At 58.6% G+C, this 15,934-nt stretch carries 16 protein-coding genes; 7 read left to right on the top strand and 9 right to left on the bottom strand.

The genetic code is table 11. From position 1 onward, the window contains the following. Nucleotides 1-39: 39 nt before the first annotated feature. A complete protein-coding gene (locus LG327_RS09590; RefSeq protein ID WP_404368996.1) occupies nt 40-810 on the bottom strand; it encodes a glutathione S-transferase N-terminal domain-containing protein in 771 nt (256 codons plus the stop codon). 248 nt (nt 811-1,058) lie between these two features. Here LG327_RS09590 and dacB point away from each other — a divergent pair, with 248 nt between their 5' ends. Continuing rightward, the gene (gene dacB / locus LG327_RS09585; RefSeq protein ID WP_404368993.1) at nt 1,059-2,558 is read left to right on the top strand and encodes a D-alanyl-D-alanine carboxypeptidase/D-alanyl-D-alanine-endopeptidase; all 1,500 of its coding nucleotides are present in this window, start codon (nt 1,059-1,061) and stop codon (nt 2,556-2,558) included. Between the two features lie 9 nt (nt 2,559-2,567). Here the strand turns inward: dacB and LG327_RS09580 are convergent, their stop codons facing one another. The 5 genes from LG327_RS09580 to LG327_RS09560 all read right to left on the bottom strand — a co-directional run bounded on the left by LG327_RS09580 (nt 2,568) and on the right by LG327_RS09560 (nt 7,241). Then, a complete protein-coding gene (locus LG327_RS09580) occupies nt 2,568-3,338 on the bottom strand; it encodes an SDR family oxidoreductase (protein ID WP_404368991.1) in 771 nt (256 codons plus the stop codon). A gap of 65 nt (nt 3,339-3,403) precedes the next feature. Then, nucleotides 3,404-4,093 carry a histidine phosphatase family protein gene (locus tag LG327_RS09575; RefSeq protein ID WP_404368988.1) on the bottom strand — a complete coding sequence of 230 codons (690 nt, stop codon included), beginning with the start codon at nt 4,091-4,093 and terminating at the stop codon, nt 3,404-3,406. Beyond that, a complete protein-coding gene (locus LG327_RS09570) occupies nt 4,093-5,157 on the bottom strand; it encodes a phosphotransferase family protein (RefSeq protein WP_404368985.1) in 1,065 nt (354 codons plus the stop codon). Before LG327_RS09570 ends, LG327_RS09575 begins: the two co-directional genes overlap by 1 nt. Before the next feature lie 34 nt (nt 5,158-5,191). Continuing rightward, nucleotides 5,192-6,007 carry an SDR family oxidoreductase gene (locus LG327_RS09565; RefSeq protein ID WP_404368982.1) on the bottom strand — a complete coding sequence of 272 codons (816 nt, stop codon included), beginning with the start codon at nt 6,005-6,007 and terminating at the stop codon, nt 5,192-5,194. Between the two features lie 22 nt (nt 6,008-6,029). Continuing rightward, the gene (locus LG327_RS09560; protein ID WP_404368978.1) at nt 6,030-7,241 is read right to left on the bottom strand and encodes an acyl-CoA dehydrogenase family protein; all 1,212 of its coding nucleotides are present in this window, start codon (nt 7,239-7,241) and stop codon (nt 6,030-6,032) included. A gap of 156 nt (nt 7,242-7,397) precedes the next feature. Here LG327_RS09560 and LG327_RS09555 point away from each other — a divergent pair, with 156 nt between their 5' ends. Further along, nucleotides 7,398-8,303 (top strand): LysR family transcriptional regulator, encoded by a 906-nt coding sequence (locus tag LG327_RS09555; RefSeq protein WP_404368975.1) that lies wholly within the window; start codon nt 7,398-7,400, stop codon nt 8,301-8,303. A 3-nt stretch (nt 8,304-8,306) separates the two neighbouring features. On the opposite strand, the gene LG327_RS09550 is transcribed toward LG327_RS09555, so the two are convergent. Together LG327_RS09550 and LG327_RS09545 are read right to left on the bottom strand one after the other, a co-directional pair. Continuing rightward, a complete protein-coding gene (locus tag LG327_RS09550; protein WP_404368973.1) occupies nt 8,307-8,666 on the bottom strand; it encodes a hypothetical protein in 360 nt (119 codons plus the stop codon). 27 nt (nt 8,667-8,693) lie between these two features. Continuing rightward, nucleotides 8,694-9,464: an EAL domain-containing protein gene (locus LG327_RS09545; protein ID WP_404368970.1), complete on the bottom strand. Its 771-nt coding sequence runs from the start codon at nt 9,462-9,464 to the stop codon at nt 8,694-8,696. A 186-nt stretch (nt 9,465-9,650) separates the two neighbouring features. Here LG327_RS09545 and LG327_RS09540 point away from each other — a divergent pair, with 186 nt between their 5' ends. The 3 genes from LG327_RS09540 to dcm all read left to right on the top strand — a co-directional run bounded on the left by LG327_RS09540 (nt 9,651) and on the right by dcm (nt 13,205). Beyond that, the gene (locus LG327_RS09540; protein ID WP_404368967.1) at nt 9,651-10,802 is read left to right on the top strand and encodes an isocitrate/isopropylmalate dehydrogenase family protein; all 1,152 of its coding nucleotides are present in this window, start codon (nt 9,651-9,653) and stop codon (nt 10,800-10,802) included. 160 nt (nt 10,803-10,962) lie between these two features. Beyond that, a complete protein-coding gene (locus tag LG327_RS09535; protein WP_404368965.1) occupies nt 10,963-11,613 on the top strand; it encodes an START domain-containing protein in 651 nt (216 codons plus the stop codon). Between the two features lie 146 nt (nt 11,614-11,759). Beyond that, nucleotides 11,760-13,205, top strand: coding sequence for a DNA (cytosine-5-)-methyltransferase (gene dcm, locus LG327_RS09530; protein WP_404368962.1), 1,446 nt, complete (start codon nt 11,760-11,762; stop codon nt 13,203-13,205). 22 nt (nt 13,206-13,227) lie between these two features. On the opposite strand, the gene LG327_RS09525 is transcribed toward dcm, so the two are convergent. Continuing rightward, nucleotides 13,228-14,211, bottom strand: coding sequence for a D-2-hydroxyacid dehydrogenase (locus LG327_RS09525; RefSeq protein WP_404368959.1), 984 nt, complete (start codon nt 14,209-14,211; stop codon nt 13,228-13,230). A 219-nt stretch (nt 14,212-14,430) separates the two neighbouring features. On the opposite strand from LG327_RS09525, the gene LG327_RS09520 reads away from it, so the two are divergent. Together LG327_RS09520 and LG327_RS09515 are read left to right on the top strand one after the other, a co-directional pair. Next, the gene (locus LG327_RS09520; RefSeq protein ID WP_404368956.1) at nt 14,431-15,654 is read left to right on the top strand and encodes a pyridoxal phosphate-dependent aminotransferase; all 1,224 of its coding nucleotides are present in this window, start codon (nt 14,431-14,433) and stop codon (nt 15,652-15,654) included. 42 nt (nt 15,655-15,696) lie between these two features. Continuing rightward, nucleotides 15,697-15,888 carry a CPXCG motif-containing cysteine-rich protein gene (locus LG327_RS09515; RefSeq protein ID WP_404368953.1) on the top strand — a complete coding sequence of 64 codons (192 nt, stop codon included), beginning with the start codon at nt 15,697-15,699 and terminating at the stop codon, nt 15,886-15,888. Nucleotides 15,889-15,934: the final 46 nt, after the last annotated feature.

Genomic DNA, 15,934 nt, shown 5'->3' with positions numbered 1-15,934 from the left:
TACTCAGGAGCCGGTGTCGACATTTCGAGAACCTCTGGGCTATACAGCGTATTGCCGATCCAGGTAGCGGAGAATCCGGGCGGATTCAAACAGCTTTTCGCCGGTATTCGGATCCTCCAGATAGGGCACCTGAACCCGCTGGTGCTGCTGGAAGAAGGCATCCCGTTTGCCGCCGGGTATGGGTTTGTAGGGGCCGGGCTTGATCCGCTGCTTTGCCGGCCCCGCTTCGCTCCAGTGTTCCTTGCCCAGGTTATGCAGCGTGTAGGGCAGCTCCAGCTCGCAAAGCCGCTCCCGCACCAGCCGGGAAAAGGGGCTGCCCTCGAAGCTCCACAGGTGCAGGGGCTTTTCCGGCATCAGCGCTGAACGTGCCCGGGTGCCCCGCAGGCCGCTGACCGCCGATGCTGCTGATCCCAGCAGGGACTGGTAAGACCGGGACCGGTAATAGCCAGGAACCGGACGCCCCGCGTACTGGAGAAACAGGTGCTCCACTATGTCTTTCGACTCGTAGAGGGTTACGCCCGTGTTCTGGTCCACCAGCATGGGGAACAGAGCTTTACCTCCGATGGCTTCGGCTTCCGCCCGGAAACGCCGGCCACCCTTCGGGCAGGGGCGGATTTCCGCATCCAGGTGCAGTGCCGTCAGGGCTTCACGCACCCGGCGGCAATAAGGGCAGCCCTCCATGTCGTAAAGGACCAACGGCTTTTCCGGCTGGGGCACCGACCGGACCACGACACATCCTCGCCAGGCGGTCAGGGATGAGGTGGCCAAGGACGCCAGTACATTGAGCTTGAAACGGGCTGCTTTCGACATATTTCCATTCCTGAAAAAAACAAGGTCACATCATAGCGGTAAATGTTTTTCGGGTAAGCCATTGATTCCCAATGAGCACTTACACCCGGTCACAAAAACACTGCATAAACAACGACACTACTGGCACTTTTTAACGTCATGTAGAGTTTTTCCTCATAGTACCTGAGCAAATTATGGGCTATCGTTAATGGATTGATTCACGCCCCGGGTTTGCCTTTATGCTGCACCGTTTCGACTTGACCAGATTAATGGCCCGCTGTTTGATTACCGGTGCGCTTGCCTCCATTTTCTCCCTCTCTGTCAGCCCTGTAATTGCTGAAGAAACTACCGGCCCCAGAACCTGGAGCGGCAGGATGCAGGCCCACGCCAGTGAATCCCTGGCAGACACCAGCGGTCTCAGCGTGGCAGCCATTCCCCTTAATGGACCGGGCATAGAGCAGTTTGTCAACGCAGACACTCCGATGAATCCAGGCTCCATCATGAAAGTGCTGACCACCTACGCGGCGCTGGAAATTCTCGGTCCCACCCATCACTGGGATACCCGGTTTTACACGGATGGGCAGCTTTCCGGCAGCACCCTGGATGGCAACCTCTACGTCAGATTTGGTGGCGACCCCAAGCTGACCATTGAACGACTGTGGAGTGTGATGCGTGAGCTCAGGGGCATGGGCGTAAGCACCATCACCGGTGACCTGGTGCTGGACGGGGAATACTTCCGCCTGCCCGAGGGCCTGCCCCTGTTCGACGACAACGGTGACAATCCCCACGCTCCGTTTCTGGTGGAACCCTCTGCCTGGCTGACCAACCTCAACCTGCTGCATTTCGAAGTGCGGGCAGATGAGCGTGGAACCCAGGCCTGGAGTACACCTGCCCTGGCCAATGTGGTCATCGACAACCGCGTAGTCGCCACTGACGGCGCCAACTGCCCCGCACGCCGTGACTTTAACTGGGAACCGGCGTTCAGTGATGATGGCCGGATCACGGTCCAGGTCACCGGTGAGCTTGCCCGGGGCTGTCGCACCTCCACGTACCTGTCGCTCATGTCCCATCAGCAGTATAGCGCTGCGCTGATCCGCTCCCTGTGGGACGAGATGGGTGGAACCCTCGCCGGCTCCGACCGGTTCGAGCCAACGCCGGACGACGCCAGGCTGATGATGGTCACTACCTCCCCCGATCTGGTCTCCATGGTCAGGGACATCAACAAGTGGAGCAGCAACGTCATGGCGCGCCAGCTGCTGCTGACCATAGGCGCGGAGAATCGCCTGCCGGAAGAGGAAGACGACCGGGTTGCTGGCATCCGGGTGATCTACGAATGGCTGGAAAGCAAGGGAATCAATACTGCCGGCATGGTGATTGATAATGGCGCTGGCCTGTCCCGCTACGAACGGATCACCGCCAGGCAGACAGCCAAAGTATTGCAGAGCGCATGGAACAGCCGTTTCTCCGCTGATCTGCTGTCGTCCCTGCCCCTGATTGCCATGGACGGAACCATGGCGCGCCGGTTGCGCAACACGGCGCTCGAAGGCGAAGGCAGAATCAAGACCGGTTATCTGCAGGACGTGCGATCCATTGCCGGATTCAGCCGGGACAAGACAGAGACCAGCTGGGCTGTGGTCGGCATGGTCAATCACACCCCGGCCTGGAATGGCCAGGCCCTGCTGGACCGGGTTCTCTACTCCCTGTATTACAATCCTCCAGTGGGTACCGCCCTTTCCCGCGGGCCGACAGGCAGCTCCGCCGTTCAGTAACAGGCAGCCTCAGACCGTCAGGTAACCGCCATCCACGTTCACGCAAGTGCCGGTGGTATAGGTAGAGGCATCGGATACCAGATACAGAACAGTGCCGGCCATCTCGTCCGGATCCGCCATGCGGTTCATGGGGATGTGAGTCAGCGCCTGCTTTTTGATGCTCTCATTGGTGGTCAGGGCACTGGCGAACTTTGTGTCGGTCAGGCCTGGCAACAGGGCGTTCACCCGGATTTTCTGCTGTCCCAGTTCCTTGGCGAAGGCCTTGGTCATTGAAATCACCGCAGCCTTGGTCACCGAGTAGATGCCCTGAAAGTGGCCAGGGGCAACGCCGTTCACGGAAGCCACGTTCACAATGGCACCGCCACCGCCCTTCTTCATCAACCGGGCGCCGCGGGCGCACATGAAGAAATAGCCGCGGATGTTCACGTCGACGGTTTTCTGGAAGGCACCCAGATCCGTATCTTCAATGGGGCCGAAATGGGGGTTGGTCGCCGCATTGTTGACCAGGATATCCAGACGCCCGTGGGTGTTTTCGATATGGGACCAGACAGCCTCGATCTGATCCATCTCACCTATATGACAGGCGTAAGCTTCCGCACTTCCTCCGGCATCCCGGATGCTGCTGGCAACCGCCTCGCAACCGTCAATTTTGCGGCTGCTGACGATCACATGGGCGCCATAGCTGGCCAGAGTCCGCGCAACGCTCTCACCGATGCCCCGGCTGGCGCCGGTAATCAGGGCTACGCGGCCGGACAGGTCAAACAGATCTTTATTGCTCATGAACTTCGCTCCTGACAGCCCAGGATTGCCGATAACCCATGAGGCTCGGCGGTTTCCGGGCCGGATTATCTGAAAGTCACCAGGTCCGGATCTTCCGCTTCCAGGTGACTGTAATTGTTGAAAACCGCAAGACTGCGCCGATTGCCGGTATAGAGCACACGGGTCACGCTGGTATTGGCGATCACTTCGTTGAGGCCAAGAGTGCGGGCGTCATCCAGCCCCAGCAGGCTCTGCACCATAACCGCGATGGGGCCACCGGAGGTGGCAACCAGCACATCCGCGCCATCGGCCCAGGTGACGAGTTCATCCAGCGCCGCCAGCACTCGAACCTTGAACCGGCCCCAGGTCTCGGCATAGTCGGCATCATGTTCTTCGCTGGCCCAGCGCTTCACTGCATTTACGAAGGCTTCCTGGAAGGCCCTGGCAGGCTTCGGAAAGCCGGCGAGATCCCGCGCCATCACGGCTCTGTCTGCCCATTCCGGACGGTAGCTCTGGATCACCGCATTGTGGTCGAACTCGTCGAAACCCTCGGCCACCTGCATGGACGGCAGGGTACCGGCAAAACCACCAGACATGGCCTCAACAGTCTCTCTGTGCCTTCGCAGATTGCCACCTATGACGATCCCCGGGGCCACCTTGCCGGACAGCCAGCGACCCAGCACCCGGCCCTGCTCCCAGCCCCTGTCAGACAGCGCGTCGTAGTCGGCCTTGCCGAAACTGGCCTGGCCATGACGGATCAGATAAAGGGTTGCCATTAAAGCTCACTTGCCTCGATCAGGCGCAGACAGCGTTTCTCCAGATACTGGGCGGCGTGACCAAAGGCAGCAAATCGCTTGTCCTTTGTCTGGCCGTGATAGAACCGGTAGTAGATCTGCTGAACGATCGCCGCCAACCGGAACAGACCGTAAATCTCGTAATAATCAAAGCTGTCGATGCTGAAGCCGGTTTTTTCCAGGTAGTATTCCACCACCTCATCACGTGTCAGCATTCCCGGCCGGTGCGTGGGCTGGCGCCGCAGCATCTGGAAAGGTCCTTCGTCATCGGCCTGCACCCAGTAGGCCAGGCTGTTGCCCAGGTCCATGAGGGGGTCGCCAATGGTGGCCATTTCCCAGTCCAGCACTCCGATGACTTCAAACGGGTTGTCCGGATTGAGCACGACGTTGTCAAAGCGGAAATCATTGTGAATGACCCGCTGGGCCACATCCTCGGGCATCTTCTCATCCAGCCAGCTCATTACCGCTTCGAAGTCGCCCACATCGTCCGTTCTGGCCTTGCGGAAACGGTCACTCCAGCCCCGGATCTGGCGCTCAACATAGCCCGGACCCTTGCCAAGATGGTCAAGACCGGCCGCGTCAGGGTCCACCCGGTGCAGATCCACCAGCTTGTCGATCACATTGAGGCATAGCTTGCGGGTATCTTCCCTGCTGAGTTCGAAGTCCTTCGGAAAGTCTGTGCGCAGAATAATGCCTTTAAGCCGCTCCATGACGTAGAAATCACAGCCCAGAACGCTGTGATCATCACAGATGGCAATGATATCCGGCACATAGGGATAGACAGGCTTGAGCGCCTTCATGATGCGGGCTTCCCGCAGCATGTCGTGGGCGGATTTGGGAATTTTGCCGAACGGCGGCCGGCGTAGCACGAACGACCTGTCGTCGTAATCCACCTGGTAGGTCAGGTTGGAAGCGCCGCCGGGATACTGGCGGATCTCCGGCTCGCCTTCCAGGTCCGGAATGGCTTGCTTCATGAAGCGGTCAACCGCCCCGACATCCAGCTCTTCGCCTTCACGGACTTCAACAGGCTGGTCAATCTGCGTCATCGAATTTCTCCTGATTGTTTCCGGTCACCTGTCCTCAGACGGCGCCGCCCATTTTTTTCATCCAGCGTTTGCTCTCCTGGTGCATCAGCCAGTCGAACGCCCAGGGCGCATGGCGCTTGAGTATCCACATGCGGCGCTCCTTCACATGGGGCAGCACCCAGAACTCACCCTCTTGGACGGCCCGGTGTATGTCCTCAGCGACATCATCAGCGGTAATATTCGAGCGTTTCATCAGTTTGCCCACATTCTGCTGGATGCCGGCAATATCAGAGCGCATGGACGCGGTCAGGTTGGTCTGGAAAAAGGCCGGGCACACGCAACTGGTGTGAATGCCAAAGTCCCGGAGTTCCTGGTGCAGGGTTTCAGACAGGGCGATGACCCCGGCCTTGGACACATTGTAGCTGCTCATCAACGGTGCCAGCATCAGGCCCGCCATGGAAGCCACATTCACAAAAGCGCCGGCCCCCTGTTTTTTGAACAGGGGCGTGAAGGCCTTACAGCCACGGACAACGCCCAGCACGTTGATATCCAGAATCCAGTCCCAGTCGGCCATGGTGCTGTCTTCAATGGCGCCCGCCGAAGCCACGCCGGCGTTGTTCACCACCACATCCACCCCGCTCCATTTGCTCTCGAGCTCATCGCGGATCTTTTCCAGATCAGTCAGGCGGCGAACATCGCAGTTGACGTAGTACCCTTCGCCGCCAAGCGCATTGATCTCATGCTCGACCTCAGCCCCTTTCTCGGGGCTGATATCACCGATACATACTCTGGCTCCGTCCCTGGCATACCTCAGGGCAATTGCCCGCCCGAGACCACTGGCGCCGCCGGTGATAAATACTCGCTGAGTCATGCTTTTACTCCATTGAAACGGGTTATCTGGTGTATTTTTTCAGCTCAAGCCGGGCAACCATGGCGCGATGCACCTCGTCCGGACCGTCCGCCAGGCGCAGCACACGGGCGTAGGCAAAGAGCTCGGTCAATGGGAAGTCATCGTCACTGACGCCGCCCCCGCCGTGAATCTGAATAGCCTGGTCCACGATGGTCTGGAGCATCTGTGGAATCACCGCCTTGATCATCGAGACCTCGCTCAGGGCGCCCATGACGCCTTTTGTGTCCAGCAGCCAGGCGCATTTCAGGGTCAGCAGCCTGGCTTGCTCGATGTTCATGCGGGCGTTGGCGATAATGTCCGGGTTGCCTCCCAGTTTGGCAATGGGTCGGCCAAAAGCTTCGCGGCTGATGGCGCGTTTGATCATCAGCTCCAGGGTCCGCTCGGCGGCACCGATGGCTCGCATGCAGTGATGCACCCGCCCCGGCCCAAGCCGGCCCTGAGCAATCTCGAAGCCACGACCCGGCCCGGCAATAATCGCGCTCTTCGGCAGCCGCACGTTGGTAAAGCTCACCTCACCATGGCCATAGGGCTCGTCATAGGCGCCGAACACCGGCAGCATCCGCTCGATCTTTATGCCCGGTGTATCCAGTGGCACCAGCACCATGGAGTGCTGCCTGTGCTTGTGGGCATCAGGATCGGTCAGACCCATGAAAATCGCCACCTTGCAGTCCGGATGGCCGATGCCTGTGCTCCACCACTTGCGCCCATTGAGCACCACTTCGCCGCCCTCAACGATGGCTGTTGCTTCCATGTTGGTGGCATCAGACGAAGCCACACCCGGCTCGGTCATGCAGAAAGCCGAGCGGATTTCCGCACTCATCAGGCGTGGCAGCCACTCGGCCTTCTGCTCTTCCGAGCCGTAGTGGATCAGCACTTCCATGTTGCCCGTATCCGGTGCGTTACAATTGAAGATCTCGGGAGCTATAAAGCTGCGACCAGTCTCTTCCGCAATCAGGGCGTAATCCGAATTCAGCAGGCCACAACCGTGCTTTTCATCCGGAAAAAACATGTTCCACAGACCCTGGGCTCTGGCCTTCTCTTTCAGCTCCCGGATAACCGGCAGCACCACCCAGGGGTTCTCCTGAGCCGCCATCTCCTTCCGATATGCGTCCTCGATCGGAAAGATCTCGTCCTTCATGAAGGCCTTTACGCGCTTGAGATAATCCTGGCCTTTTTCGGAAATGGTAAAGTCCATAACAGGTTCCCCACCGGTTGTGATGTGATTCGGGATTGCCACTATTGCTTCGGGAGTGGATCGATGAAAAACAGTCTAGGGGCGCCCGCGCTATTACGCGACTGAATTGTTTTAATCGTTTATCATTAGTAAAACTTATTGAAGATGAGTACCTGCATGGCTTTAAATCGACTCGACCTCAATCTGCTCCATGTATTCGACACCATCTACCGGGAAGGCAGTCTCACCAGGGCTGCCCGCGCCCTGCACCTTACCCAGCCTGCTGTCAGCCATTCCCTGGCACGGCTGCGGGAGCATTTCAGCGACCCGCTGTTCACCCGTCAGGGCAACCAGATGGTGCCGACGCCCCTCGCGCGGCGTTTTTCCGAATCCATGCGTCCCGGCCTGACCCAGATTCAGAGTGCCGTCAACCAGTTTCACGCTTTTGACCCCGCCAGCCAGCGCAAGACCTATTCCCTCGCGCTGCGGGACATTCTGGAATCCACCTTCCTGCCCCGGCTGATGACCCGCCTGGCAGACTACCCGGACATTGAAATCAGCAGCCAGCGGACAGCGCGGCGGGATATGGAAACCCAGCTTGCTGCCGGCAAGCTGGATTTTGCAGTAGACGTGCTGCTCCCCATCAGTGATCAGACGGCCCATGAGCTTCTGCGAAAGGACCGGCTGGTGGTAATCGCCCGCAAAGACAACCCGGTCACCCGCAAGGACCTGTCCATGCCGGATTATCTGGCCGCGAGGCACGTGCTGGTGTCATCCCGGGCGGAAGGACCGGGTATCGAGGATTTTGAACTTTCCCGGCTCGGGGTCCAGCGCAACATCCGTCTGCGCTGCCAGCACTATTACGCTGCCTGCCGGGTGGTGGAAAGCACCGACTTCCTGCTGACCATGCCGGAAACCTATGCCAGGCTGATCGCCGAATCCCTCGACATCTCCATCAACACACCCCCGGTGGAGCTGCCTGGTATCGACGTGCACCTGTACTGGCACAAGCCCTACAGCAGAGAGCCCGCGCTTATCTGGTTCCGGGAACAGCTTCACGCCGTGGCGTCAGGCAGAGCCTGAACCCTATACGGCCCCGACCGACACCAGCAGCGCTGCCGCTGCCAGGGCCGTGATACCCAAAGCGAGGACGACAATACCCAACCCCCACCAGATGGCTCCGGCATCGGAGACCGGCACATCGCCCCAGGACCGGAGCGTCCTGTAAAACGCCCAGGGGCCAGCCACGAAGGCGCCAACTACAACAAAGAGCAGCCCTATGCTAATGCCAGCAAATGTCCAGGTGGCCAGCACCATGGCGCGGTCTGACAGATTGCCAGCTACCCCCTGACGCTCCAGAAACCTGCGGCAGAACAGCCACAGGAGGCAGAACAGCAGCACCACCAGCAAAATGGCGCCAACCAGGGTTACGACTCGATAGATCACGGAAGCATTTCTCCAGTTATTGCGAACTCAGACTCTGGAAGGAAACCAGGGTTCCGGGAGTGTTTCCCAGCCGGGTCTGGCAAAAAGATAGCCCTGATAGAGCCGGATCCCACGGGATTCCAGCCACCTGAACTCTTCTTCAGTTTCAACGCCTTCGGCAATAATACGGCCTCCCAGCTGATCCATCATGGTGATGATGCCATTGACCACCGCCTGCTTGTTGGGGAACCTGTGAATGTCCCGCACCAGAGCCATGTCCAGTTTGAGAAGACTCGGGGGGCTGGCCATAATGATATTCAGGCGGGAATAGCCCGCACCGAAGTCGTCAATTGCCACCTGGAAGCCCATCTTTTTATAGGCGTCAAAAATGGCAATAAGATGATCCGCCTCTGCCAGTTCCTCGCCTTCCGTGAGTTCGAAGATAAGTTTGCGGGTATCAAAGCCGTAGGTCTGGGCAGCGGCCAGGGTGGTTCGTATGCAGGTTTCTGCCTGGTAAACGGCATTGGGCAGAAAATTGATGCTTAGCAGAGTATCCATACCCAGTTTCGCCGCCAGCTTGACCGCCTTGACCCGGCAGATCTGATCAAACGAATACCGGTTGGTGCTGTTAACCTGGGACAGGATGCTCCAGGCACCCTCGCCGTTAAGCCCCCGCACGAGTGCCTCGTAGGCATAAACTGATTGATCCGATATATCGACAATGGGCTGATAGGCAAACGTAAACCTGAAATCCAGCCCTTCGCCACAGGCACACTGTTCACAGCTGGATTCATCAAACAGGGGTTCAGAAAACTCCACGAATACTCCTTCCACCAGGATAAAAGATGACTGCCATGATATCACGCGGGCAAACGGTCACCCTCACTATATCCGCGTCGGCGACCGGGGCAAAGCTCGCCTGTGACGTCAGGGCTCCAGGGGTCTACACTGACTGCCATAGTCACAGTCAAAGCCATGCACACGCAACGTCAGCAAGGAGCCCCCATGTCCCAGGCCACCCGAATTGCAGTAACAGCCGGTGACGGCATAGGTCCCGAAGTGGTCAAAGAAGCCCTGCGATGCCTGGAGGCACTGCGGGACAGGAACCGGCTTGCACTGGAATGGACGGAGTTTGCCTGGCCTTCCCACGCCTGGCATGAACAGCACGGCGAAGTCATGCCGGACAACGCGCTGGAACAGCTGCGCGCCTACGATGCGATACTTCTGGGCGCCCTCGGCGACCCTGGCCCCCTTGATAATCCCATGCGCCACCTTTTACCCGACAGCGTCTCCCTCGCCCCTCTTCTGCAGATGCGCAAAGGCTTTGATCAGTGGGTCTGTGAGCGGCCCGCCCGATTGCTGCCGGGGGCCAGGCAGTTCCTGGCGGATGAGCGGGCCAGAGACGTGGATATGCTCGTTATCCGGGAAAACAGCGAAGGTGAATATGTCGGTCAGGGGGGACGGTTGAGACAGGGCACACCAGACGAAGTCGCCACCCAGATGGAAGTGTTTACCCGGCGGGCCACCGACCGCATCATCCGCTACGGCTTCGAACAGGCCCGGCGCCGTGCAATAAGCCGGGCGAAGGATGGTGACCCCCGCTCCTTCACCAACCTCGACGGCAGCCTGTGTGAAAGCCAGGTCTGCATCATCACCAAGCGCAATGCCCTGCGCTACTGGGGGGACATGTATTCGGAAGCTTTTGCGGAAATTGCACTGGAATACCCGGATGTCGCCGTACACCATGAACTGGTGGATGCGGCCTGCATGAAATTCGTCCAGAGTCCCTGGCATTTTGATGTGGTGGTAGCCAGCAACCTGCAGGGAGACATACTGACCGATCTCGCAGCCGTCCTGTCCGGCGGCATGGGTGTGGCTCCATCCTGCAACCTGAATCCGGAGGACAGCACCGTGCCCTCGATGTTCGAGCCCACTCACGGCAGCGCTCCGGACATCGCCGGCAAGGGCCTGGCTGACCCCACAGCCATGCTGTTCACCACCGCCCGGATGCTTACCTGGCTGGGCCAGCGAGACCCGGCCCTGCTGCGGGCAGGCGACGAATTGTTCGACGCAGTGGCGGCGGATCTGGCAGAGAATGGATCAAAGCGGCGGGGCACCCGCGAAGTTGGGGACTCGGTGCTGAATCAGCTGAAATAGCCATTGCCGTCAAAATTGCGACGCTCTCCGACCAGAACATAGCGATCGCTCCGCAAGCGTCAATAATTTTACGCAGAATAAGACCTGTTTCCTTGTGTCAGATGCCGGACGGTGATCTTCTTCATCTCACCGGACTATTGCTTCTGAAGGAGACAGGGAAATGGCACGCAGAAAATATTTGAGGGGGTTTGCGCTAGCTCTCACCTTGATGGCTTCCTCAGCCGTCGCTGAGCAGCAAACACCTGGCTGGTATGAAATTGGTGAAAACGACGAAGTCAAAGTCTGGCGTATGGATGTGCCCGGACAGGCCATGCCCGGCTTTCGCGGTGAAACTTTGATCCAGGGTCCCGCGGAGGCTGTCCTGACGCAAGTTGTCGACATCGACAGCCATACCGAATGGATGTACCGCTGCGCTGAAGCCCGCAGCGTAAAAGTCATCGATGAGCACAGTACGATCGCCTACAACCGCACGGATTCACCCTGGCCTGCCGCCGACCGGGACGTGATTGTCCAGACCACTGTTACACGCGACGAAGATGGCAGGGTTCTCCGGATGTCCTTCCGCAATGTAAGCTCCGATGCCGTTCCCCTGCAGGAGGGCGTGGTCCGCATGCCGCGGCTGAAGGGAGCCTACACAATGACCGAAATCTCGCCCAACCAGACCCGGGTGAGCTATCAGGTAGAGGCGGACGTAGGCGGACGCATTCCTGACTGGCTTGCCACACTGATTGCCCGGGACCTTCCTGTGAAAACCCTGTCGAGTCTCCGGGAACGGGTGGAAAACAGCAGCGTTGTGGCGGGCAATCTCTGAACAACACTGAGCCCGGCCGGGTTTGTAAGCCCCACCCCACCGTCACTGCGAGAACACATACAGTGCCCGATCCTCTCCTGGCCACTGCCACCGTTTTGGAATAGACTTGTGACGAAATATCACACGTTTTACCCAGAGCGAAGACCATGACCTCCAGTCCGACCCCCGTCACCTCCGAAAGTTCCGAACCCCGGAAGAGCGCAATCAGCCCAGCTGCGACTTCATCCAGAGAAGACATCGCGCTCCTGGGCAGAGTGCTTGAAATCTATGACCAGAAGCAGGTCGCGGCCTTGCTGAACGAAGCGTGTGGTGGCACCCGTTGCCGGGAAACGGTCAACCGATGGGTTAAAGGGAAAATGCCTCCCCGGCTTTCCCACATGGAATATGAGGCGCTTTCAGCTCTCCTGCCCCAACGTCCCGGCCATTACGGGAACGCCGATTTCACCTTCATAGATCTCTTCGCGGGCATCGGCGGCATCCGGAAAGCGTTTGATGCAGTCGGCGGCGAGTGCCTGTTCACATCCGAATGGAATTCCTTCGCGGTCAGAACCTACAAGGCAAACCACTACTGTGATCCCGCCACCCACTCCTTCAACGATGACATCCGGAAGATCACCAAATCCGATCAACTGAACGTGTCGGACGACGAGGCCTATGCCCATATTGATCAGATGATTCCGGATCATGATGTGCTGCTGGCCGGATTTCCCTGCCAGCCCTTTTCTCTGGCGGGTGTATCCAAGAAGAACTCGCTGGGACGAAAACACGGCTTTGAGTGCGACGCCCAGGGTACCCTGTTTTTTGATGTGGCTCGCATTATCGCAGCAAAAAGACCTCCGGCTTTCCTGCTTGAGAACGTAAAAAACCTCAAAAGCCACGACAAAGGCAGGACCTTCCGCGTCATCTGCGAGGCACTGGACGAACTCGGGTACGAAGTTGCGGATGTATCTGCTCCAAAGGGCCGGGACCCCAAGGTCATTGATGCGGCTCATTTTGTTCCGCAGCACCGGGACCGGATCGTTCTGGTGGGATTCCGAAGGGACCTGAACGTGCACCAGGGCTTCACGCTCAGGAGTATCACTGATTTTCACCCCAGACTTCGAGCCAGCTTCGGAGACATTCTGGATACCCAGGTGGACGACAAATACATACTCACGCCGAAGCTCTGGGAATACCTCTACAAATACGCCGCCAAACACAGAGAGAAGGGTAATGGCTTTGGCTTCGGCCTTACCGGGCCGAACGATACAGCCCGCACACTATCTGCCCGTTATCACAAGGACGGCTCAGAAATTCTGGTGGATCGGGGATTCCGGGAAGATGAAGCCTTTAATGGCGACATCAACCATAAAAACAGACCACGCCGCCTGACACCAGCCGAGTGCGCCCGCCTGATGGGCTTTGACCAGCCAGGCGAAAGCAGTTTTGTGATTCCCGTCTCGGATACCCAGGCCTACCGGCAGTTCGGCAATTCCGTTGCCGTGCCGGTGTTTGAGGCCGTGGCCCGCCTGATGAAAGACCGGATCGTTTTCGGCCGAAAAAAGGTAGCGGGAGAAGGGCAAAACCAGTGGGAGCTTGAGCTGGCCGGCTGATCCTCTGGCTTTTCAGGAAAGGCTAACCTGCCGCATACCCCAGCTTCTTGTCCACTTCATTGAAAACCGCCTGGCCTTTCACCCAGCGGTCAAAATTGGCAAGGAACTGGTCGGTCAGGGCCCGGCGCCAGCCGACGAGATCTCCGGCCATATGGGCGGTCATAATCACATTCTCCATGCTCCAGAGCGGATGTTCCGGTGGCAGGGGTTCTTCTTCGAACACGTCCAGACCGGCACCGGCAATCTGCCCGGATTCCAGGGCCTTGACCAGGTCGTCGGTTTTTACAATGGGACCACGGCCGATATTGATCAACCGTGCGGTGGGTTTCATGGCTTCGAAGGCTTTGGTATCAAACAGGCCTTCGGTGTCTGGTGTCAGTGGGGCCGCTATAACCACATAGTCCGCCAGTCCCAGTTGCTCAAAGAGCTGGTCATTGCCGTGAACGCCTGCAAAATCCGGGTCGCTGTCGCGAGACTTTCTGGCGATGCCATGGGGAGTCATTCCCGCGCCGCGAGTCAGACGGGCGATCTGGCGGCCGATGGACCCGGCTCCCACGATAAGTACCTGCCGGGCCTCAACGGTTTCGGTGTCGCGATGTTTCCACCGGTGCTCCAGTTGCAGCCGGATGGACTGGGGGAAGTCCTTGGCAAACATCAGGATGGTGCAGAGCACGTACTCCGCTATACCCCGGTCGAAGATGCCCCGGGCATTGGTCACCTTCACCGGGCCTTCAACCAGCTCCGGGAACATCAGTGCATCGACCCCGGCGCTGGTGGCGTGTATCCACTCCAGCTTGTCAGCTTCCGGCCAGGCGGCAGCCAGTGCCTCTGTGCGGAAATCCGTCACCATCATTACGTGAGTTCCCGGCAGGGTTTTCCGCAGGCTTTCCTCGTCTGAGGCAAGGCGCACTTCCGCCCTGGCTCGCACGGCATCAAGTCCGGGCGGCTCTGGCTCGTCCGGTGCGGTCAGAACGGTAACGACAATGGGCTCATCGGTGCGGGTCATAATCGCCTCTCCGGGTGACAGGTGGCAGTTTCAGTCGGCTCATAGCAGTCTGGTATCTGACCTCGCGGGGGTCAACCTGACTAGCCTGCTATCTGAAGAACAGTGCAAATCACTTACTGCAGTCTACGACCAAATCGTCATCGGTCCTCCTTGTCCCCCTTCGCTTTAAGCACTAACCTGAAGCGAGGTCAATCGCCATGCGTTCCCAGGAGATCCAAGATGTCAGACAGCACCAGCAGCGCCGCAACCAACGAGCCGCGCAAGGTCAAATACCGGAAGACCAAGGCAAGCTGGAACCCGGCCATGCAGGCCATTCCGGTTCCAGGTATCAGGCGTATGGTCAATCTGGCCGCTACGATGAAGGACGTTATTCACCTGTCCATCGGCCAGCCGGATCTGCCCACGCCCAAACACATCATTGATGCCTATGTAGATGCCCTGAACGCGGGCCAGACCGGCTATACCATGGATGCCGGCCTGCCGGAGCTGATTGTTGCCCTGCGTGACTATTACAACAAACGCTACGACCGCAGGCTCACCAAGGACAACATCCTGATTACCAACGGCGCCACTGAGGCCATGTTCCTGGCCATCGCGGCCACTTCGGCGCCGGGGCGGCAGTTCATCGTCACTGATCCGTCGTTCCTGCTTTATGCCCCGCTGATCCGTATGAACGGCGGAGAAGTGAAGTTCGTTCCCACCCGGATCGAAGATAACCACCAGCTGGACCCGGATGAGGTCATCAAGGCGATGACCCGGCGCACCTACGCCATCATTCTGAATTCCCCAAACAATCCAACCGGGGCGGTCTATCCGAGGAGCACGGTGGAAAAGATTGTCGAGGAATGCGCGTACCGGGGCATTCAGATTTTCAGCGATGAAGTCTACGACCATCTGATTCTGGAAGAAGGGGAATACGCCAGCGTGCTGCGCTGCGCAGTGGATCTGGACAACATCATGTGCATGAGCAGCTTCTCCAAGACCTTCAGCATGGCAGGCCTGCGGGTAGGCTGGGTGATCTCGAGCCAGGCCACCATCAAGTCGCTGCGACGCTATCACATGTTCACTACCTCCGTGGCCAACACTCCTTCCCAGTACGCCGGAGTCGCGGCCCTTACGGGGGACATGCAATGCGTTCGGGACATGGTGTCCATCTACCGGGAGCGCCGGGACAGAATAGTTCAGCTGATTGACGAGACGCCGCATCTGACGGGTTACGTGCCCGGGGGCGCCTTTTTCTCCTTTCCGGATCTTCCCCAGCATGTGGATGGTTCGGATGTCGCCCTTCGGCTTCTGAAGGAAACCGGGGTCTGCGTGGTGCCGGGGGACGCCTTTGGTGAGAGCACGACCAATGCCCTCAGGTTCAGTTTTTCTGCTTCTGTGGAATCCATTGAGAAAGCCTTCGACAGGATCATTCCCTGGATGGCGAAACAGAAGTTCTAGTGTCCCACCTGGCAGAGAACCGGGGCACGGGGAGGTATAACCATGTCCGCACTTGAATTCGCCAGCATTCAGTGTCCCTACTGCGGGGAGACGCTGGATATCAGCGTTGATCCCTCCGTGGAGGACCAGGAATACGTGGAGGACTGCCAGGTATGCTGCCAGCCCATCCTGATTCACGCGGTATTTGATGAGCAGGGCCGGCTTGAGGTCACCGCTGTGGCTGAGAACGGCTAGCTCCACTCAGGTCCTTTCAGGTCTTTAATGAAATCCGCTTGCTACC

The organism is Marinobacter sp. (genome assembly GCF_044799475.1).
Lineage (GTDB): Bacteria > Pseudomonadota > Gammaproteobacteria > Pseudomonadales > Oleiphilaceae > Marinobacter.
Note: the sequence above shows the minus strand (reverse complement) of the source record. Positions and strands in the feature narration are given on the sequence as shown.